17 protein-coding genes and 1 other RNA gene are annotated in these 16,338 nt (G+C 67.0%); 8 read left to right on the top strand and 10 right to left on the bottom strand.

Going from position 1 to position 16,338, the window contains the following annotated elements; genetic code table 11:
- Window positions 1–6 precede the first annotated feature (6 nt).
- Together ACVWZ5_RS04685 and ACVWZ5_RS04680 are read right to left on the bottom strand one after the other, a co-directional pair.
- Entirely contained in the window at window positions 7–1,248 is a 1,242-nt protein-coding gene (locus ACVWZ5_RS04685; RefSeq protein WP_435767667.1) for an SfnB family sulfur acquisition oxidoreductase, read from the bottom strand.
- Window positions 1,249–1,544: 296 nt separating this feature from the next.
- Window positions 1,545–2,525, bottom strand: coding sequence for an NADPH:quinone oxidoreductase family protein (locus ACVWZ5_RS04680; protein WP_062572475.1), 981 nt, complete (start codon window positions 2,523–2,525; stop codon window positions 1,545–1,547).
- 157 nt (window positions 2,526–2,682) lie between these two features.
- On the opposite strand from ACVWZ5_RS04680, the gene ACVWZ5_RS04675 reads away from it, so the two are divergent.
- Window positions 2,683–3,084, top strand: a complete 402-nt coding sequence (locus ACVWZ5_RS04675) for a flagellar basal body-associated protein FliL (RefSeq protein ID WP_028688568.1) — start codon at window positions 2,683–2,685, stop codon at window positions 3,082–3,084.
- Here the strand turns inward: ACVWZ5_RS04675 and ACVWZ5_RS04670 are convergent, their stop codons facing one another.
- The 4 genes from ACVWZ5_RS04670 to ACVWZ5_RS04655 all read right to left on the bottom strand — a co-directional run bounded on the left by ACVWZ5_RS04670 (window position 3,085) and on the right by ACVWZ5_RS04655 (window position 8,418).
- The gene (locus tag ACVWZ5_RS04670) at window positions 3,085–4,194 is read right to left on the bottom strand and encodes an ABC transporter permease (RefSeq protein ID WP_062359883.1); all 1,110 of its coding nucleotides are present in this window, start codon (window positions 4,192–4,194) and stop codon (window positions 3,085–3,087) included.
- A 1-nt stretch (window position 4,195) separates the two neighbouring features.
- Window positions 4,196–6,919 (bottom strand): ribosome-associated ATPase/putative transporter RbbA, encoded by a 2,724-nt coding sequence (gene rbbA / locus ACVWZ5_RS04665; protein ID WP_457340438.1) that lies wholly within the window; start codon window positions 6,917–6,919, stop codon window positions 4,196–4,198.
- A complete protein-coding gene (locus tag ACVWZ5_RS04660; RefSeq protein ID WP_084941094.1) occupies window positions 6,916–7,875 on the bottom strand; it encodes an HlyD family secretion protein in 960 nt (319 codons plus the stop codon). The genes rbbA and ACVWZ5_RS04660 overlap by 4 nt, the downstream gene beginning before the upstream one ends.
- 93 nt (window positions 7,876–7,968) lie before the next feature.
- Window positions 7,969–8,418, bottom strand: a complete 450-nt coding sequence (locus ACVWZ5_RS04655) for an EVE domain-containing protein (protein WP_062572478.1) — start codon at window positions 8,416–8,418, stop codon at window positions 7,969–7,971.
- Between the two features lie 176 nt (window positions 8,419–8,594).
- Between ACVWZ5_RS04655 and ACVWZ5_RS04650 the strand changes: the two genes are divergently transcribed.
- Entirely contained in the window at window positions 8,595–8,750 is a 156-nt protein-coding gene (locus tag ACVWZ5_RS04650) for a hypothetical protein (protein ID WP_011536298.1), read from the top strand.
- A gap of 16 nt (window positions 8,751–8,766) precedes the next feature.
- Here the strand turns inward: ACVWZ5_RS04650 and ACVWZ5_RS04645 are convergent, their stop codons facing one another.
- The 4 genes from ACVWZ5_RS04645 to ACVWZ5_RS04630 all read right to left on the bottom strand — a co-directional run bounded on the left by ACVWZ5_RS04645 (window position 8,767) and on the right by ACVWZ5_RS04630 (window position 10,157).
- Window positions 8,767–9,375, bottom strand: a complete 609-nt coding sequence (locus ACVWZ5_RS04645; RefSeq protein WP_028688563.1) for a 5-formyltetrahydrofolate cyclo-ligase — start codon at window positions 9,373–9,375, stop codon at window positions 8,767–8,769.
- 61 nt (window positions 9,376–9,436) lie between these two features.
- Window positions 9,437–9,616: non-coding RNA, 6S RNA (gene ssrS, locus ACVWZ5_RS04640), on the bottom strand.
- Between the two features lie 17 nt (window positions 9,617–9,633).
- Entirely contained in the window at window positions 9,634–9,951 is a 318-nt protein-coding gene (locus ACVWZ5_RS04635) for a cell division protein ZapA (RefSeq protein ID WP_028688562.1), read from the bottom strand.
- Entirely contained in the window at window positions 9,948–10,157 is a 210-nt protein-coding gene (locus tag ACVWZ5_RS04630; protein WP_028688561.1) for a TIGR02449 family protein, read from the bottom strand. The genes ACVWZ5_RS04635 and ACVWZ5_RS04630 overlap by 4 nt, the downstream gene beginning before the upstream one ends.
- A gap of 146 nt (window positions 10,158–10,303) precedes the next feature.
- Between ACVWZ5_RS04630 and ACVWZ5_RS04625 the strand changes: the two genes are divergently transcribed.
- The 6 genes from ACVWZ5_RS04625 to ACVWZ5_RS04600 all read left to right on the top strand — a co-directional run bounded on the left by ACVWZ5_RS04625 (window position 10,304) and on the right by ACVWZ5_RS04600 (window position 16,269).
- On the top strand, window positions 10,304–10,858 hold the full coding sequence (locus tag ACVWZ5_RS04625) for a YecA/YgfB family protein (RefSeq protein WP_028688560.1): 555 nt from the start codon (window positions 10,304–10,306) through the stop codon (window positions 10,856–10,858).
- 21 nt (window positions 10,859–10,879) lie between these two features.
- Window positions 10,880–12,214, top strand: coding sequence for a Xaa-Pro aminopeptidase (gene pepP, locus ACVWZ5_RS04620; protein WP_028688559.1), 1,335 nt, complete (start codon window positions 10,880–10,882; stop codon window positions 12,212–12,214).
- The gene (gene ubiH / locus ACVWZ5_RS04615) at window positions 12,211–13,410 is read left to right on the top strand and encodes a 2-octaprenyl-6-methoxyphenyl hydroxylase (RefSeq protein ID WP_062572479.1); all 1,200 of its coding nucleotides are present in this window, start codon (window positions 12,211–12,213) and stop codon (window positions 13,408–13,410) included. Before pepP ends, ubiH begins: the two co-directional genes overlap by 4 nt.
- Window positions 13,407–13,889: a DUF4442 domain-containing protein gene (locus ACVWZ5_RS04610; RefSeq protein ID WP_062572480.1), complete on the top strand. Its 483-nt coding sequence runs from the start codon at window positions 13,407–13,409 to the stop codon at window positions 13,887–13,889. The genes ubiH and ACVWZ5_RS04610 overlap by 4 nt, the downstream gene beginning before the upstream one ends.
- 9 nt (window positions 13,890–13,898) lie before the next feature.
- The gene (locus ACVWZ5_RS04605) at window positions 13,899–15,116 is read left to right on the top strand and encodes a 2-octaprenyl-3-methyl-6-methoxy-1,4-benzoquinol hydroxylase (RefSeq protein ID WP_457340457.1); all 1,218 of its coding nucleotides are present in this window, start codon (window positions 13,899–13,901) and stop codon (window positions 15,114–15,116) included.
- Between the two features lie 151 nt (window positions 15,117–15,267).
- Window positions 15,268–16,269, top strand: a complete 1,002-nt coding sequence (locus tag ACVWZ5_RS04600) for an extracellular solute-binding protein (protein ID WP_062572481.1) — start codon at window positions 15,268–15,270, stop codon at window positions 16,267–16,269.
- Window positions 16,270–16,338: the final 69 nt, after the last annotated feature.

Here is a 16,338-nt window from a genome sequence, read left to right as displayed (position 1 = left end):
CTTGAATCAGATCCAGGAATGGCGGGCAGGCAGGGTGCCGTTGAGGTGGTAGGCGCCGACGGCGTGGTACTTCCAGCGCACCGGGTCGTGCAGGGTGTGGACCCGGGCGTTGCGCCAGTGCCGGTCGAGGTTGAACTCGGCCAGGCTGGCGCGGCTGCCGGCCAGCTCGAACAGCTTCTCGCTGGCCTGCAGCGAGATCTCGGTGGTGAGCACCTTTGCTTCGGCAACGGCAATCGAGGCACGGGCCGCGGCGGTGGTATCGATCACGCCGGCGTTCACTTCGTCGAGCACCTTGGCGGCCTTGCGCAGCAGGGCCTCGGCGGCGTGCAGCTCGAGCTTCAGGCGACCGATGTCGGCGATCACATAGGGGTCGTCGCTGTTGCGTTCGACCTTGGCTTCGATCCACGGCCGGGACTTCTCCCGAACGAACTGGATCGTGTCCTCGATGGCCGCTTCGGCGATGCCGGCGTCGATGGCCGCCTGGATCAGCTGCGAGGCGGCGCCCTGGATGCTGGGCTCCTCACGCAGGCGCCAGTTGTCCACCACCAGGTCGGCGTCCACCGGTACCTGGTCGAGCAGCACGGTACCGCTGGCGGTGGTGCGCTGGCCGAAGCCGGACCAGTCGTCGACGATACGCAGCCCCGGACTGCCGCGACGGACGAACGCCAGGCGCTGGCGGCCATCGTCGTCCAGCGCCTTGACCGCCACCCAATGGGCGTACAAGGCACCGGTGGAATAGAACTTCTCGCCGCTGATGCGATAGCCGTCGCCGTCACGGGTGAGGCGCGCCTTGAGCGTCAGGGTGTCCTTGGTCCCGCGCTCGGGGCCGGCATTGCCGATGCGCCAGCCGTCGAGCACCGAGCGGAAGATCACTGCCTGCTGGGCCTGGGTGGCGGTCAGGCGGACCAGTTGCAGGATGCCGAACTGGTTCTGCGGAATCTGCCCCAGCGCCGGGTCGGCGGCACTGATCAGGCGGAACACTTCGGCGATGGTGGCGAAGGACACCTCGGGGCCGCCGAAGGCCTTGGGCACGCTGATGCTGCCCAGGCCGCTGCGGGTGAACTGTTCGATCTCGGCCCAGGGCAGCTTGCGTTGCTGGTCACGCTTGGCGGCCTGCTGGCGGGCCACCTCGGCCAGTTCGCGGGCGGCCTGCAGGGCCTCTTCGTCGTTGCGCAACACCGTGGCCGGCAGCAGCAGCGGCGAGCTGTCGAGATCGCTGTGGAAACGGGTAGTCGGTTGGCTGGACATCAGTACCGCTCCTTGGCTGCACTCAATGCCCTGGCGTTATGCACTGGGGTGATTGTGATCCTGACCATTCCTAACCTCACAAAGTTGAAAGCGTCGCCATCAACTGATGGCGACAGACGTTTGCTGGTCCGGTGGTCCGGTCGATATACCCTATTCGTTTAGAAAAAGTTTATGAACTACCGTTTAGGAATATGAATAGAAGAACTGCAGGGTCGGCCCTGTCGCCGGCAAGCCGGCTCCCATGACCGCGGCGTAAAACTGTGGGAGCCGGCTTGCAGGCGATGAGACCTGAGCGGTCAGCGCGGGATCATCACCACCAGCTTGCCCACCGCCTGGCGCTGCGCCAGGCGTTCGATCGCCGCGCCACCCTCGGCCAGTGCAAAGGTCTGCGACACCAGCGGCTTCAACTTGCCTTCGGCATGCCAGGCGAACAGCTGGCGGAAATTGGCAGCGTTGTCTTCCGGCTGGCGCTGGGCGAAGGCGCCCCAGAACACCCCGAGCACCGCCGCGCCCTTGAGCAGGGCCAGGTTCACCGGCAGTTGCGGGATCGTGCCGCTGGCAAAGCCCACCACCAGCAACCGCCCGTTCCACGCCAGCCCGCGTACGGCCTGGTCGAACAGCGCGCCGCCGACAGGGTCGTAGATCACGTCCACGCCCTGGCCGCCGGTCAGGCGCTTGATCTCATCCTTGAGGCTGGCCTGGCTGTAGTCGATCAGTTCGTCGGCCCCGGCGGCCTGGGCGATCGCCAGTTTCTCGGCGCTGCTGGCTGCGGCGATCACCCGCGCGCCCAGGGCCTTGCCGATCTCCACCGCTGCCAGCCCCACGCCGCCCGAGGCGCCGAGCACCAGCAGGGTTTCGCCGGCCTTGAGCTGGCCGCGTTGGGTCAGCGCGTGCATCGAGGTGCCGTAGGTCATGCCGAACGCGGCGGCGGTGTTGAAGTCCATGCCCGCCGGGATCGGCAGCACGTTGTAGAACGGCACCGCCACCTGCTCGGCGAAGGCGCCCCAGCCGGTCAGGGCCATGACCCGGTCGCCGACCTTGAACGCGCCGGCCTTCTCGCCGACCGCGGCCACCACGCCGGCCGCCTCGCCACCCGGGGCGAACGGCAGCGGCGGCTGGAACTGGTACTTGCCCTCGATGATCAGGGTGTCGGGGAAGTTGACCCCTGCGGCGTGCACGTCGAGGAGGATCTCGTTCTTCTTGGGCGTGGGGCTGGCGACCTCTTCCAGGACCAGGTCCCGCGCCGGGCCCAGGGCTTTGCACAACAAGGCTTTCATCAGGGCTATTCCTTTGCGTGTGGTGGCCGATAAGTGTAGGAGGGCCGTCCCGAGGGTCAACGAGCATGGCCGGCCCTGATGAGCCGGCATAAGCCCGGGCTTGGGTTTGGCCGGCGCGCTGGGTAAGCTGGCGCCAACTGTATTGAGGAGCGTATTCGTGAAAGCGTGGATCTTGATGGTGCTGGCCCTGATGCTGCCGGTGGCGGCGATGGCCGAGGAAAAGGAAGGCGAGCCCAAGGTTGCCTACATCAGCCTCAGCCCGCCCTTCGTCGGCAACTACGCCCTCGACGGCGGCCCCAAGCTGCGCGTGTACAAGGCCGACGTCGCCCTGCGCGTGACCGGCGATGCCGCCGCCGCTGCGGTCAAGCACCACGAGCCACTGATCCGCAACCAGCTGGTGGCGCTGTTCACCCAGCAGGGCGTGGACAACATGAGCAACGTCGAGGCCAAGGAAAAACTGCGCCAGGAAGCCCTGAAGCAGGTGCAGCAGGTGATGGAGTCCGAAGAGGGCAAGCCGATCGTCGAGGACCTGCTGTTCAACAACCTGATCGTGCAGTGATCAGGCGGCGAGGCTGCGGCGAAAGCGCGCCAAAGCCACGCCGAAGAATACCAGGCCGATCGCTGCCAGGGCCGCCACATCCGGCCACACCACGCTCAGCCCGGCGTCGCGGAACAGGATCGCCGCGCCGAGGCTGACGAAGTGGGTCGAGGGCGAGCCCTGCATGACCCACTGCAGCCACTGCGGCATGCTGTCCAGCGGCGTGCTGCCCCCCGACAGCAGCAGCATCGGGATGATCACCGGGATCGCCAGCAGGCCGAACTGCGGCGTCGAGCGCGCCAGGGTGGCGAGGAAGATGCCCAGTGCCGTGCTGGCGAACAGGTACAGCGCCGTCACCCCCAGGAACAGACCCATCGAGCCTGCCAGCGGCACGCCCAGGGCGCCCTTGACCACCACTTCCAGCGATATCCAGGTACAGGCCACCACCACCAGGGCGTTGCTGGCGATCTTCGCCAGCATGATTTCCAGCGCTGTCAGCGGCAGCACCAGCAGGTGGTCGAGGGTGCCGTGCTCGCGTTCACGCAGCAACGCGGTGCCGGTGAGGATGATGGCCAGGATGGTGATGTTGTTGACGATCTGGATCACCGCCAGGAACCAGCCGCCTTCGAGGTTGGGGTTGAACAGCGCCTTCGGGTTGAGCAGGGCCGGGCTGCTGGTGCTGCGGCCTGCGTATTCAAGCAGCTCGCGTTCGAAGATCCGGCCGATGTAGCCGGCCCCCATGAAGGCCTGGCTCATGGCCGTGGCATCGACGTTGACCTGCAGCTCTGGTGAGCGCCCGGCCAGCAGGTCGGCCTGGAAGTTCACCGGCACATTGATCACGAAGGTGTATTGCCCGCTGTCCATGGCCTGGTCCAGCCGATTTGCCGGTAGTGCTACGGCGGGCTGGAATTCGGGCGGCTGCAGCGACTCGGCGAGCTTGCGCGAGACGGCGCTGTGATCTTCATCGACCACCGCGACACTGGCGTTGTGCACGCCGATCACGGAGCCGGCGGCGGGCATGTAGATCGCCACGCTGAAGGCGTACAGCAGGAACAGCAGCAACACGCTGTCGTGGCGCAGGCTGGTGAGTTCCTTCAGGCCCAGGCGCAGGGTGTGGGAGAGGCGGCTCATCTCAGGCCTCCTGTTTTTTCAGCATGGCCAGGCTCAGCCCGGTGAAGGCGGCGAAGAAGCCCAGCAGTGCCAGGCACTGCGGCCACAGCTCGCGCAGGCCCAAGGCCTTGGTGAAGGTGCCGACGGCGATGTCGAGGAAGTAGCCGGCCGGGAACAGCTGGCCCATCAGCGCCGCTGCGCCGTCCAGCGACGAGCGTGGCACGATCAGGCCGGAGAACTGGATGGTAGGCAGGCTGGTGATGATCATGGTGCCGAGGATCGCCGCGATCTGCGTGCGGGTGAATGCCGAGATCAGCAGGCCCAGGCTGGTGGTCGCCAGCAGGTAGGCCAGGCCGCCGCAGGCCAGGGCCAGCGGGCTGCCCTTGAGCGGCACGCCGAACAGCCAGCGGTTCATCGCCACCAGCAGCGCCAGGTTGACCAGGCTCACCGCGAGGTAGGGCGCCTGCTTGCCGAGCAGGAACTCCAGGCGGGTCAGCGGGGTGGCGTAGAAGTTGGTGATCGAGCCCAGTTCCTTTTCCCGCACGATGCCCAGCGCGGTGAGCATGGCCGGGATGAAGGCCAGGATCAGCGCCATGACGCCGGGGCCGATGGCGTTCACGCTGACCACGTCCTGGTTGTAGCGAAAGCGTGTCTCCAGGCGTACCGGCTGCTGGCGCGCCACCGGGTGCGGGCCGAGGGCGGCCAGCTGCTCCAGGTTGGCCTGGTGCACGGCCTCGACGTAGTTGCGGCTGGTCTCGGCGCGGAACGGCATGCCGCCATCGAGCCACGCAGCCACCACCGGCTGGCGCCCGGCATGCAGGTCGCGACCAAAGCCCGGCGGGATCTCCAGGGCCAGCTTGATCTCTGAGCGTTGCAGACGCTGGTGCAACTGGCGGGCATCGCGGATCGGCGCCTGTTCGGCGAAATAGCGCGAGCCCCGGAAGGCCTCGAGGTAGGCGCGGCTCTGGGGGCTCTGGTCCTGGTCGTACACGGCGAAGGCGAGGTTCTCCACATCCAGCGAAATGCCATGGCCGAAGATCACCATCATGAACAACGCCCCTGCCAGGGCGAAGGCCAGACGCACCTTGTCGCGCAGCAGCTCTTTGCCTTCGCGGCTGGCTACGGCCAGCAGGCGACGCAGACTGAAGGCCTGGCGCAGGGCGGGCGCTGGGGCAGCGGCCTGATCCAGCGTGGTGTCGGCTTGTGTCTGGGGGGGCGCGTCCTGGGCCTGTTCGAGACAACGCACGAACGCGTCTTCCAGGGTGTCGCCACCGAACTGGACTTGCAGGGCCCGCGGGGTGTCGCAGGCCAGCACCCGGCCGGCGTGCATCAGCGAGATGCGGTCGCAGCGCAGGGCCTCGTTCATGAAGTGGGTGGACAGGAAGATGGTCACGCCCTGCTCGCGGGACAACTCCACCAGCAGGCGCCAGAAGTCGTCGCGGGCCGCCGGGTCGACACCCGAGGTCGGCTCGTCGAGGATCAGCACTTCCGGGCGGTGCAATACCGCCACGGCCAGCGACAGGCGCTGGCGCAGGCCCAGGGGCAGGGCGCCGGACGGCTGGTCGGCGATGTCGCCTAAGTCGAAGCGTTCGATGAGCTCGGCGATGCGCGGCGCGCTGTCGGCCTTGGCCAGGTCGAACAGGCGGGCGTGCAGTTCGAGGTTCTGTCGGGCGCTCAGTTCGCCATACAGCGAATAGCTCTGGGACATGAAGCCGACCCGCTTGCGCGTGGCCAGGTCGCCGGCATCCACCGGGCGGCCAAGCAGACTGGCGCTGCCCTCGCTGGCCGGCATCAGTCCGGTGAGCACTTTCATGGTGGTGGTCTTGCCGCAGCCGTTGGAGCCGAGGAAACCGAAGATCTCGCCGCGGCCGATGGCGAAGCTGACCTTGTTCACCGCGGTGAAGTCGCCGAAGCGCAGGGTAAGGTCGTGGGCCTCGATGGCAATCGGCCCGCCGTCGGCCTGGCGTGACGGAATGCGCAGGGGCTCGGGCTGTGGTCGTCCGGCGCCCTGGAAGTGGGTGAAGGCGTCGTCCAGCTTGCCGCTGGGCGTAATCGCCGCCAGTTCGCGGCTGAGGCCGGCAGCCAGCAGGCGGCCAGCGTCGAGCATCAGGCAATGCTCGAACTGCTCGGCCTCCTCCATGTAGGCGGTGGCCACCAGCAGGGTCAGTTGCGGGCGCTGGGCGCGCACCTGCTCGACCAGCTCCCAGAAGCGCCGCCGTGACAGTGGATCGACGCCGGTGGTCGGCTCGTCGAGGATAAGCAGGTCCGGTTCGTGGATCAGCGCGCAGCACAACCCCAGTTTCTGCTTCATGCCGCCCGAGAGCTTGCCGGCCGGGCGTTCGGCGAAGCGCTCCAGGTCGGTGGCGCGCAGCAGGCTGGTCATGCGCTGCTCGCATTCGGCGCGGCCCAGGCCGAACAGGGTGGCGAAGAAACGGATGTTTTCGCGGATCGACAACTCCGGGTACAGGTTGTTGCCCAGGCCCTGGGGCATGAAGGCGACCTTGGGATACAGCGCGGTGCGGTGGCGGCGTTGGCGGATCGAGCCGCCGAGTACCTGCAACTCGCCCTGTTGCAGGCGCTTGACCCCGGCGATCAGCCCGAGCAGGGTCGACTTGCCGGCGCCATCCGGGCCGATCAGGCCGCAGCGGGTCCCGGCCGGCAGGCTGAACGCGAGGCTGTGCAGGGCCTGCAGGTCGCCATAGCGGTGGCTGACCCCTTCGGCCCGCAGGGCGATCGCCGCGTTCATTGCAGGTTGGCCGGCCAGCCCACGTCGGCGGTGCGCACGTACCCGGCGCCGGGCATGCCCGGCTTGGCCTGGGGCACGGCGCTCGGTTCGGTCAGGCGCAGCTTGACCCGGAACACCAGCTTTTGCCGCTCATCGCGGGTCTCGACCTGTTTCGGGGTGAACTGCGCCTTGGCCGCGACGAACGCCACCTTGGCCGGCAGGGCCTTGTCCGGCAGGGCGTCGAGCACGATCCGCGCCTGGTCGCCGACGGTCAACCGGCCGGTGGTGGCGGCGGGCAGGTAGAGGTTCATGTACTGGTCGCTGGGGTCGATCAGCATCAGCACCCGGCCGCCTGCGCCGAGTACTTCGCCGGGCTCGGCCAGGCGCAGTTGGATGATGCCGTCGATGGGCGCGCGCAGGCTGCTGTCGTCGATTTCGCTGGCGAGCTGGGCGACCTGGGCCTCGGCGGCGCCGATGGCGGCCTTGATCGCCGCCAGCTGGGCCCGGGCCGCGACCACGGCCGCGGTGGCGGTGTCGTAGCGGGCCTGCTGCTGGTCGAGCAGCTGCTGGCTGGCGAACTTGCGCTGGTAGATCTCGCGTACCCGCTTGAGCTCCTGGCTGGCCAGCAACAGCTCGCTCTGGCGCAACTGCACGCTGGCCTGTGCAGCGGCGTAGTTCTCCCGGGCGCGCAGCACTTCGGCCTCGGCCTGGCTGCGCTGGGCTTCCATCGTGCGGGTGTCGATGCGTGCCAGCAACTGGCCGCGGGTGACCTTGTCGCCTTCGTCGACCAGCACCTCGGCCAGGCGCCCGGGGATCTTGCTGGCGATCTGCACCTCGGTGGACTCGAGGCGCCCGTTGCCCATGCTCAGGCCTTCGGGCAGGCGGTCGTGAAGGGACTTCCAGTAGCCCAGCCCGCCTGCCGCCAGCAACAGCAATACCAAGGCGGAGGCGAAGATTCTGGGGGCTTTTCGATTCATCGGTCTGCATCCTGCGGCTGGCACGCCTTATCCTGGCGCGACGCGCTTCCTTGCGCGTTGATATTGGTCAAACCCCTGACAATAGCCGCACAATCAGCTCAGCGCGAGAATCGCGGCCCATTGCCCGGCGGTCACCGGCATCACCGACAGGCGGCTGCCTTTGTGCACCAGGGGCAGTTCCTCGAGCGCCGCCTGCTGCTTGAGCAGGCCCAGGCCGAGTACCTGGCGGAACGTCCGCACATGCTCGACATCCACTGCGCTCCATGGGTTTTTCTCGGTGCTGGCCTTGGCGTCGTGGTAGTGGCTGTGCGGATCCAGGGCGGTCGGGTCCGGGTAGGCGGCGGTGCTGATTCGGGCGATGCCGGCGATACCCGGTTGCGGGCAACTGGAGTGGTAGAAGAAGAACTCGTCGCCTACGCTCATGGCCCGTAGGAAGTTGCGCGCCTGGTAGTTGCGCACCCCGTCCCAGCGGGCGCTGCCCAGGCGTGCCAGGGCTTCGATGGAAAGCTCGTCGGGCTCGGATTTCATCAGCCAGTAGGCCATGGAAGCTGCTCCTGAAAAAGTTTGAAATAACTCGTTGCATGAAACCGACAGTCGGTTGGCGTCAACGTTTGCCTGGCGGCTCATGTTGTCGGAAAATGCGCCGATTTTAAGCTATACGCTCCGGCAGCCATCAAGAAAGCCGCCGAGCCTGGACAGTTGTTCTTGGGGGGCAATCAATGAAACAACGTAAACCGGACCTGCTCTGGATCCTGGCGTTCATCTTCGGGCTGGGCGTGGTCACCACCGGTTACGCGCAAGGTTTGTGGGAACGCAAGCTGGATGCCGCCTATCAGCAGGCGCCTGTCGATCCGGCGCAGCAACAGCACCGCTGATTCCCCTTCGCGCGCCTCACTTGGGCGCCAGGTACCAGCCACGGTCCGAGACCGTGCCTTGCAACGGTACATCCCAGCTCGCCTGGTTGAGTCGCTCCACTTTCTGGCATTCGTGCGCCAGCCCCAGCAGCAGCGGTTTTTTCCACGCCTTGCGCCGGCCCTGGTAGGCCAGGCTGCGGTCATAGAAGCCTCCGCCCATGCCCAGGCGTCCCCCCACCTCGTCGAAACCGACCAGCGGCAGCAGGATCAGGTCCAGCGCCCAGATCGGCCGTTGCCGCTTGCGTTCGATCACCGGCTCCAGGATGCGAAACCGGTTCGGGCGCAGTGCCTCGCCGGCCTCGAAGCGCTGGAACACCATGCGCGTGCGCGGCCAGGCGTGGAGCACCGGCAGGTAGACGCGCTTGCCGCGCTTGTGCGCCTCGCGCAGCAGCAGGCGCGGGTCGATCTCGCCGTCGTTGGGCAGGTACAGGGCGATATGCCGGGCGCGGCGGAACAGCGGATCCTGCGCCAGTTGGCGATACAGGCCTTCGGCGGCCTGGCGTTGCTGGGCGGGTGTGAGGGCGCGGCGAGCGTTGCGCAGGAGACGGCGAAGCTGGGGGCGGGTAAGCGGCGCGGTGTCGGTCATGGCACGGGCGATCCCAGAAGAAACGAAAAGCCCGCCGTTGGAGGCGGGCAGTTCTGAATGCAGGCTCCCCGACAAGACCGCTATCGGTGTAGCCCTTGAACCCGAAAGTTCAAGGTGGAGATTGCAGGGGGCGTTAAGGCTTTCCGTCGGGCGGACATGCACACCTGCCCCAGCGTGCAACCCCCGTGGTTGTGCGTATCGGCTCAGGGACATAACCGACTGGCGCATCCCCCAGGGAGTGGCGCCAGTATACCAATCTCAGTCGTTTTTGCTAACCGGATCGTCGGACAGGGCCTGGTCGACCCGCTCCAGCAGGTCGCGCACCTGCTCGCGGGTGGTGCCACCGCTGGTCACTTCGGGGCGTTCCTGGCGGTGCAGCAGCTCGTGGGTGATATTCAGCGCGGCCATCACGGCGATGCGGTCGGCACCGATCACCTTGCCGCTGCTGCGGATCTCGCGCATCTTGCCGTCCAGGTAACGGGCGGCGCCGACCAGGTTGTTGCGCTCCTCGGGCGGGCAGATGATCGAGTATTCCTTGTCGAGGATCTGGACGGTGACGCTATTGCTTGAACTCATGAGTCTTGCTCCAGGGCCTTGAGGCGCAGGATCATCGATTCGATCTTGCGTTTGGCGATCTCGTTCTTTTCGATCAGGTGGGCGCGCTCCTCGCGCCAGGTTCGTTCCTGAGCTACTAAGAGTGCATTTTGCCGCTTTAGTTGCTCGACCCGTTCGATCAGCAACTCGAACCGGCCCATCAGCGCTTGCAGGTCGTTCTCTTGCATGGGTTGCACTCGATTCCTTGACTCGCCTGACGATCATGCCTGCCCCAAGGGCGCGACGGCCAGTGCCGATGGTCTTGGCGCGCCTGCCGGTGCTAGGATACAAGGTCTCCATTCTAGTCATTGCGCCGTCTGGCGCCTAGCTGCCCATGCCCAATACCCAATCGCCCTACATCGCCTTCGCCATGTTGCTTTCGAGCAATGGCCACCCTGTCACTCCCGCCGAGCTGCATGGCCTGCTGATCGGCCGCAGCTGCGCCGGCGCCGGCTTCGATGCCGATGCCTGGCTGGCCGACGCCGCCCAGCTGCTCGAGACCGAGCCCGGTGACTCGGTGCGCAACGCCCTGGTCGGCCTGCAAGAGATGGTCAAGGCCGAGCTGACCGGCGAGGACGTCGCCATCGTCCTGCTGCTGCCTTCCGACGACGCCGCGCTGGCCGACCGTGCCACTGCACTGGGTCAGTGGTGCCAGGGCTTCATCACCGGTTTCGGCCTGAACGCCGGCGGCAAGGACCTGTCCACCGATGCCAAGGAAGTGCTCCAGGACCTGGTGGCCATTTCCCAGGTCCAGGAAGCGCTGGAAGAGTCCGAGGACGGCGAGAGCGACTACATGGAAGTCATGGAGTACCTGCGCGTCGCCCCGCTGCTGCTGTACACGGAGCTGGCCAAGCCGCAAGCGCCCGCGCCAAAGCCATCGCTGCACTGATCTGAACGGGGTCGTTTGCCCATGAGCCACATACCCAAGGCGGAGTACGCGCGTCGGCGCAAGGCGCTGATGGCGCAGATGGTCCCCAACAGTATCGCCATCCTGCCGGCGGCCGCGGTTGCCATCCGCAACCGCGACGTCGAGCATGTCTACCGCCAGGACAGCGATTTCCAGTACCTGAGCGGCTTTCCTGAACCCGAGGCGGTGATCGCCCTGATTCCGGGGCGCGAGCATGGCGAGTACGTATTGTTCTGCCGCGAGCGCAATCCCGAACGCGAGCAGTGGGACGGCCTGCGCGCCGGCCAGGAAGGCGCGGTGCGCGATTTCGGCGCCGACGACGCCTTCCCCATCAGCGATATCGACGAGATCCTGCCGGGCCTGATCGAAGGGCGCGAGCGGGTCTACAGCAACATGGGCAGCAACCCGGAGTTCGACCGCCGGCTGATGGAGTGGATCAACGTGATCCGTTCCAAGGCCCGCCTCGGCGCCCAGCCGCCGAACGAGTTCGTTGCCCTGGATCATCTGCTGCACGACATGCGCCTGTATAAATCGGCGGCGGAAGTGAAGGTCATGCGCGAGGCCGCGGCGATTTCCGCCCGGGCCCACGTACGCGCCATGCAGGCCTGCCGCCCCGGACTGCACGAGTACAGCCTGGAAGCCGAACTGGACTACGAGTTCCGCAAGGGCGGGGCGAAGATGCCGGCCTACGGCTCGATCGTCGCCGCCGGGCGCAATGGCTGCATCCTGCACTACCAGCAGAACGACGCGCCGCTCAAGGACGGCGACCTGGTCCTGATCGACGCCGGTTGCGAGATCGATTGCTACGCCAGCGACATCACCCGCACCTTCCCGGTCAGCGGGCGGTTCTCGCCGGAACAGAAAGCCATCTATGAGCTGGTGCTCGCGGCCCAGGCCGCGGCGTTCGCCGAGATCGCCCCGGGCAAGCACTGGAACCACGCCCACGAGGCGACCGTGCGGGTGATCACCGAAGGGTTGGTGGCGCTGGGGCTGCTCAAGGGCGAGGTGCAGGCATTGATCGACAGCGAGGCCTACCGCGCCTTCTACATGCACCGCGCCGGACACTGGCTGGGCATGGATGTGCACGATGTGGGGGAATACAAGGTCGGTGGCCAGTGGCGCGTGCTCGAGCCGGGCATGGCGCTGACCGTCGAGCCTGGCATTTACATCGCTGCCGACAACCAGGCGGTGGCGAAGAAATGGCGCGGCATCGGGGTAAGGATCGAGGACGACGTGGTGGTGACCAGACAAGGCTGTGAAATCCTGACTTCAGGCGTGCCACGCACGGTCGCCGAGATCGAGGCGCTGATGCGAGACGCCCGCAAGGACGCCGCATGAACCGGGTCAACCTGGCGATCATCGGTGGCGGCCTGGTCGGCGCGAGCCTGGCCCTGACGCTGCAGGGCGCGGCCAAGGCCCGTGGCTGGAAGATCCTGCTGATCGAGCCGTTCGCGCCCGGCGACAGCTTCCAGCCCAGCTATGACGCACGTTCCTCGGCGCTGTCCTACGGCACCCGGCAGATCTACGAGCGCCTTGGGTTGTGGCAGGCCATCAGCCGCCGCGCCGAGCCGATCCGGCAGATCCAGGTGTCCGACCGCGGCCGCTTCGGCGCCACCCGCCTCGACGCCCTGGAAGAAGGCGTGCCGGCTCTCGGCTACGTGGTCGAGAACGCCTGGCTTGGCCAGTGCCTGTGGCAGGCCATCGACGACGAAGTGATCAGCTGGCGCTGCCCGGCGCAGGTGCAGGCGATGCAGGCTATTGCCGGCGGCTATCGCTTGCAGCTGGACGACGATACCTCGCTGGAATGCGACCTGGCGGTGCTGGCCGATGGTGGTCGTTCGGGCCTGCGCGAGCAACTGGGCATCCATGTGCGCAACACGCCCTATGACCAGAGCGCGCTGATCGCCAACATCACCCCGGGCGAAGCCCACGCCGGCCAGGCGTTCGAACGCTTCACCGAACAAGGGCCGATGGCCTTGCTGCCGCTGGCGGACAACCGCTGCGCGCTGGTCTGGACCCGCCAGGGGATGGACGCCAGGCGCCTGGCCGAGCTCGACGAGCGCAGCTTCCTGCGTGAATTGCAGGAGGCCTTCGGTTACCGCCTCGGCGCCTTGCGCCAGGTCGGTGCCCGCCATCTCTATCCGCTGTCGCTGGTCGAGGCCGAGGAGCAGGTACGCCCGCACCTGGTGGTGCTGGGCAACGCCGCCCACAGCCTGCACCCGATCGCCGGCCAGGGCTTCAACCTGTCGCTGCGCGACGTGCAGTCGCTGGCGGACGCCCTGCTGGCCGGCCCGGCGTTGCCGGGCGACCTGGCCACGCTGCAGGCATACCACCAGCGCCAGCGCCTCGACCAGGCCCTGACCATCGGCTTCTCCGACCAGGTCACCCGCCTGTTCGGCAGCAGTCAGCCGCTGCTGGCGGCCGGGCGCAACCTCGGCCTGCTCGGCCTGGACCTGCTGCCACCGGCGAAAAGCTGGTTCGCCCGCCAGGCCATGGGCCTGGGCACCCGCCCCGACCCGCGAGGTCGCCCATGAGCGCGGCGCGCAGGCTCGCACGGCGGGCGCGGATGCTGCGCTGGCTGCTGAACTTCTACCCGCCCTACCTGGGCGCCGGCATCCATATCCAGGAAATCAGCCCGGACATGCGCAGCGTCAAGGTGCGCATGAAGCTGACGCGGTGGAATCGCAACTACGTCGGCACCCAGTTCGGTGGCAGCCTGTACGCGATGGTCGACCCGTTCTACATGCTGCTGCTGATCGAGCAGCTGGGGCGTGACTACATCGTCTGGGACAAGGCCGCCAGCATCGATTTCATCACCCCGGGCAAGGGCCCGGTATATGCCGAGTTCCACGTCGACGACGCGCTGCTGGACGAGATCCGCCAGCAGACCGCCAGCGGCAAGAAATACCTGCCACGGTTGCAGGTGGAGATCCGCGATGGCGCCGGCGAGCTGGTGGCGCGGGTCGACAAAACCCTATACGTGCGGCTAAAGCCGCAAGCGAGGCAGGCGTAAGGCATGGAAATGCGCGCAGATCTGTTGATTGTCGGTGCCGGTATGGTCGGCAGCGCCCTGGCCTTGGCCTTGCGCCACAGTGGCCTGGAGGTGCTCCTGCTCGACGGCGGGCCGATGACGGTCAAGCCGTTTGACGGCGAGGCACCTTTCGAGCCGCGGGTCAGCGCCCTGTCGGCGGCCAGCCAGCGCATTCTCGAGCGCCTCGGGGCCTGGGACGGTATCGCCCGTCGCCGTGTCTCGCCGTATTCGGACATGCACGTCTGGGACGGCAGCGGCACTGGCGAGATCCATTTCTCCGCGGCCAGCGTGCATGCCGAGGTGCTGGGTCACATCGTCGAGAACCGCGTGGTCCAGGACGGCCTGCTGGAGCGCCTGCACGACAGCGATGTCGGGCTGCTGGCCAACGCCCGCCTGGAGCAGCTGCGCCGCTCCGGCGATGAGTGGCTGCTGACCCTGGCCGATGGCCGCAAGCTGCGCGCGCCGCTGGTGATCGCAGCCGATGGCGCCAACTCGGCGGTACGCCGCCTGGCCGGCTGCGCGACCCGTGAATGGGATTACCTGCACCACGCCATCGTCACCAGCGTGCGCTGCAGCGAGGCGCACCGGGCCACGGCCTGGCAGCGTTTCACCGACGAAGGCCCGCTGGCATTCCTGCCGCTCAGCCGCGATGGTCGCCAGGACTGGTGCTCGATCGTCTGGTCGACCACCCCAGAGCAGGCCGAGCAGGCCATGGCGATGGACGACGCGAGCTTCCGCCAGGCACTGGAACGGGCGTTCGAGGGGCGTCTGGGCGATGTGCTGGAGGCGGATTCGCGGGTCTGCGTGCCGCTGCGCCAGCGCCATGCCAAGCGCTACGTGGAGGAGGGGCTGGCGCTGATCGGCGATGCCGCCCACACCATTCACCCGTTGGCCGGGCAGGGGGTCAACCTGGGCTTTCTCGATGCCGCGGTGCTGGCCGAGGAACTGGTCCGCGCCTGCGAGCGTGGCGAGCGCCTGGCCGATGTGAAGGTGCTGAGCCGTTTCGAGCGGCGACGCATGCCGCACAACCTGGCGTTGATGGCGGCGATGGAAGGCTTCGAGCGGTTGTTCCAGGCCAATCCGCTGCCCTTGCGCTGGCTGCGCAACAGCGGCTTGAAGCTGGTTGAGCAGATGCCCGAGGCCAAGGCGCTGTTCGTGCGCCAGGCGCTGGGGTTGTCCGGGGATTTGCCGGCGCTGGCCAGGGCCTGATATCGATGGGCCGCTGACATTGTGGGAGCCGGCTTGCCGGTGAAAGGACTGCGCAGCGGCTCCTTGCAACATCCGGTAACGGCTAAGCAGATGAGCAGGAAAATGGGATTCACTACCATTTACACCTCTCAACCCAGCGAGGAGTCCCCCGATGTTGCCCCGCAAGCCCCTAATGGCCGCCCTGGCCCTCACTCTCTTCGGCGGCACCGCCCAGGCGGCCGATGAGGTGGTGGTGTACTCCTCGCGCATCGACGAGCTGATCAAACCGGTGTTCGACGCCTATACCGCCAAGACCGGCGTCAAGATCAAGTTCATCACCGACAAGGAAGCTCCGTTGATGCAGCGCATCAAGGCCGAGGGCGAGAACGGCGTGGCCGACCTGCTGCTCACCGTCGATGCCGGCAACCTCTGGCAGGCCGAGCAGATGGGCATCCTGCAGCCGATCAAGTCGGCGGTCATCGACCAGAATATCCCGCCGCAGTACCGTGCCTCGTCCCATGACTGGACCGGCCTGAGCTTGCGCGCGCGGACCATCGCCTACTCCACCGACCGGGTCAAACCGGCGGAGCTGACCACTTACGAGGCTCTGGCCGACAAGCACTGGGAGGGCCGCCTGTGCCTGCGCACGGCGAAGAAGGTCTACAACCAGTCGCTGACCGCCACGCTGATCGAGAACCACGGCGAGGCCGAGACCGAGAAGCTGATCAAGGGCTGGGTCAACAACCTGTCCACCGATGTGTTCTCCGACGACACCGCGGTGCTCCAGGCCATTGCCGCCGGCCAGTGCGACGTGGGCATCGTCAACACCTACTACTACGGGCGCCTGCACAAGGAGAAACCCGACCTGCCGGTGAAGCTGTTCTGGCCCAACCAGGCTGATCGCGGCGTGCACGTCAACCTGTCGGGCATCGGCCTGACCAAGCACGCACCGCATCCGGAAGCGGCGAAGAAACTGGTGGAGTGGATGACCGGCGAAGAGGCGCAGAAGCTGTTCGCCGACATCAACCAGGAGTTCCCGGCCAATCCGAAGGTCAAGCCTTCTGCGGAAGTCGCGGCCTGGGGCAGCTTCAAGGCCGACAGCATTCCGGTGGAAGTCGCCGGCAAGCGCCAGGCCGAAGCCATTCGCCTGATGGACCGGGCTGGCTGGAACTGAGCCTGTCGCCTTATCCTTGAGAACCAATCGCGGGGCAAGCCCGCTCCCACGAACCATGCAGACGTGGGG

The organism is Pseudomonas sp. TE6283 (genome assembly GCF_054060555.1).
This window is presented reverse-complemented; position numbering and strand designations above follow the sequence as displayed.